The sequence below is a fragment of the Microbacterium sp. CPCC 204701 genome (genome assembly GCF_004010105.1).
Lineage (GTDB): Bacteria > Actinomycetota > Actinomycetes > Actinomycetales > Microbacteriaceae > Microbacterium.
Window position 1 is genome coordinate 1 of record NZ_RRYE01000355.1, and the last position, 2,959, is coordinate 2,959.

Consider the following 2,959-nt stretch of genomic DNA (forward strand, 5'->3'; position numbering starts at 1 on the left):
CGGCCGTGCCGGCGGGGTTCGCTCTCGGGCTTCCCGAGACGGATGCCGAGGACCTCGGTCCGCTCATGACCCACTCCGCGGTCGGGCGTGTGGTCCGCACGCGGGTACGCGACGCCCTGGCGGCGCTCGCACAGGGTCACGACGGCATCGACGACGGGCTCGCGGCCGACCACGGACACGGATACGCCCACTCACACGCGTTCGAAGAGAGCCAGGCCGGGCACTCGGGGCACACGCACCCCCACCCTCATCCCCATCCGCACCCTCACGCGCACTCCCACCCGCACGCCGACGAGGCGCCGCTCGTCGACGCCCACGACGGTCACCACCACTGACACGGCAGCTGGAGGAAGGAACCCCATGGTCAGCAGAAAGCCGAAGTATCACCACGGCGACGAGACGATCGAGATCAACGCCGGCCGTGCGTCGGCCACGCTGCGGGTCACGAACACCGGCGACCGGCCGGTGCAGATCGGGTCGCATTTCCACTTCTTCGAGGTCAATCCCGCGATGCTGTTCGAGCGCGAGCAGGCGTGGGGCATGCACCTCGACATCCCCGCCGGCACCGGCGTGCGCTTCGAGCCCGGCGAGACGAAACAGGTCACGCTCGTCGCGTTCGCCGGGGCACGACGGGTCGTGGGGTTCAACGGGCTCGTGGGCGGAAGCCTCGATGCTGCGCAGACGAAGACCGCGGCGTTGCGGCGGATGACCGAGCGCGGCTTCCAGAACGGCGAGCCGGCGAGCAAGGCGACCGCGCCGGACGCGCAGAAGGGCAGCAACTGAGATGGCCGTCATCCCTCGCAAGCAGTACACCGACCTGTTCGGGCCGACCGTCGGCGACCGCGTGCAACTGGCCGACACGAACCTCATCATCGAGATCGAGAAGGACTTCGCAGCCGACAGCTACGGCGACGAGATCGTCTACGGCGGCGGCAAGTCGGCCCGCGACGGCATGGGCGCGGATCCTCTGGCCAGCCAGACGCAGGGCGCCCTCGACCTCGTGATCACGAATGCGGTCGTCATGGACCCCGTCATCGGCATCGTCAAGGGCGACATCGGCGTCAAGGACGGCCTCATCGTGGGCATCGGCAAGTCGGGCAACCCGCAGACGCAGCACGGCGTCGACCCCAAGCTCGTGGTGGGCCCCGGCACCGAGGTGATCGCCGGCGAGCACCTCATCGCCACCGCCGGTGCCATGGACCCGCACGTGCATTTCATCTCGCCGCAGCAGGCGTACGCCGCCCTCTCGAACGGCATCACGACGCTGTTCGGCGGCGGCACCGGACCCACCGACGGCACCAACGGCACGACGTGCACGCCGGGCGCGTGGAACATCTACCGGATGCTGCAGGCCTGGGACGAGCTGCCCGTCAACGTCGGAATCCACGGCAAGGGCAACGGCTCGCTGCCTCAGGCGCTCATCGAGCAGATCGAGGCGGGCGCCGGCGGACTGAAGGTGCACGAGGACTGGGGCAGCACGCCCGCTGCGCTCAGCCAGGCGCTGAGCGTCGCGGACGAGTACGACGTCCAGGTCGCGATCCACACCGACAGCCTCAACGAGGCGGGCTTCGTCGAAGACACGATCTCGGCGATCGACGGCCGCACGATCCACACCTTCCACACCGAGGGCGCGGGCGGCGGCCACGCGCCCGACATCATCAAGATGGCGGGCCAGAGCAACGTGCTGCCGTCGTCGACCAACCCGACGCTTCCGTACACCGTGAACTCGATCGACGAGCTGCTCGACATGGTCATGGTCTGTCACCACCTGTCGTACGACAGCCCCGAGGACGTCGCCTTCGCCGACTCGCGCGTGCGCGCCGAGACGATCTCGGCCGAGACGGTGCTGCACGACCTCGGCATCATCTCGATGTTCTCGTCCGACTCCCAGGCGATGGGGCGCATCGGCGAGTCCGTGACGCGCGCGTTCCAGACCGCGCACCACTGCAAGGACAAGCGGGGCAGGCTTCCCGAAGACGCCGAGGGCAACGACAACTTCCGGGTTCTGCGATACCTCGCCAAGGTCACGATCAACCCCGCGATCACCCACGGCGTCTCGGACTATGTCGGCTCGCTCGAGCCCGGCAAGATGGCGGACATCGTGCTCTGGCCGATCGACACCTTCGGCGCGAAGCCGAAGATGGTGATCAAGGGCGGGCTCATCAACTGGGCGCTCATGGGCGATCCGAATGCCTCGCTGCCGACGCCGCAGCCGGTGTACTTCCGGCCGATGTTCGGCGCCTTCGGTCAGGCCCTCCACCAGACGCGGGCGACGTTCGTGTCGAAGGTCTCGATCGAGAAGGGCGTTCCGCAGCAGCTCGGACTCAAGAGCCGGATCCTCCCGGTCAAGGGCACGCGCTCGATCGGCAAGGACGACATGGTGCGCAACAACGCCGCACCCGTCATCGACGTCGATCCCGAGACGTACAAGGTCACCGTCGACGGCGAGCCCGCCCACATCGAGCCCGCGCAGTCGTTGCCTCTGACGCAGCTGTTCTACCTGGTCTGAGGCATGGCGAAAACGCACGTGGACTCGCCGGTCGCCCGGTTGCTGGTGAGCCTGCAGCTGAGCGATTCGGCGTTCCCGAGCGGCTTCTACACGATGTCTCACAGTCTCGAGGGATTCCACCAGCAGGGACTCGTCGACCGCGACGGCGTCTTCGACGTGCTCGAGGATCTGCTCGTCGCCGGCATCGGCCCCGGCGACGCCACGGCGCTCGCACGCGCGTACGACGCGGCATCCGTTCGCGACTGGGATGCCGTGGCCGCCGTCGACCGGATGCTCCACGCGTCCAAGCTCAACGCCGAGCTGCGCGTCGCGAGCACGCGCAGCGGCAGACAGCTCGCCGACATCGCCGGCGAGGCGTTCGCGGGCGGTCCCGGCGACGCAGACATCGCGGCGTGGGCGGCGCGCGTGAAGGCGAAGCAGGCGCCGGGCTGCCAGCCGGTCGTCACGGCC

General features: G+C 68.8%; 3 protein-coding genes and 1 pseudogene. All 4 read left to right on the forward strand.

The genetic code is table 11. The features are described from left to right. Positions 1-335 (forward strand): annotated as a pseudogene (locus EIO58_RS18955) (hypothetical protein); the annotation flags it as partial. Positions 336-360: 25 nt separating this feature from the next. After that, the gene (locus tag EIO58_RS15255; protein WP_127820230.1) at positions 361-783 is read left to right on the forward strand and encodes an urease subunit beta; all 423 of its coding nucleotides are present in this window, start codon (positions 361-363) and stop codon (positions 781-783) included. Position 784: 1 nt separating this feature from the next. Then, complete coding sequence (gene ureC, locus EIO58_RS15260) at positions 785-2,509, forward strand: urease subunit alpha (protein WP_127820231.1); 1,725 nt, start codon at positions 785-787, stop codon at positions 2,507-2,509. Positions 2,510-2,512: 3 nt separating this feature from the next. Continuing rightward, positions 2,513-2,959: urease accessory protein UreF (locus EIO58_RS15265; RefSeq protein WP_274543219.1), on the forward strand; the 447-nt coding region annotated here is incomplete at its 3' end.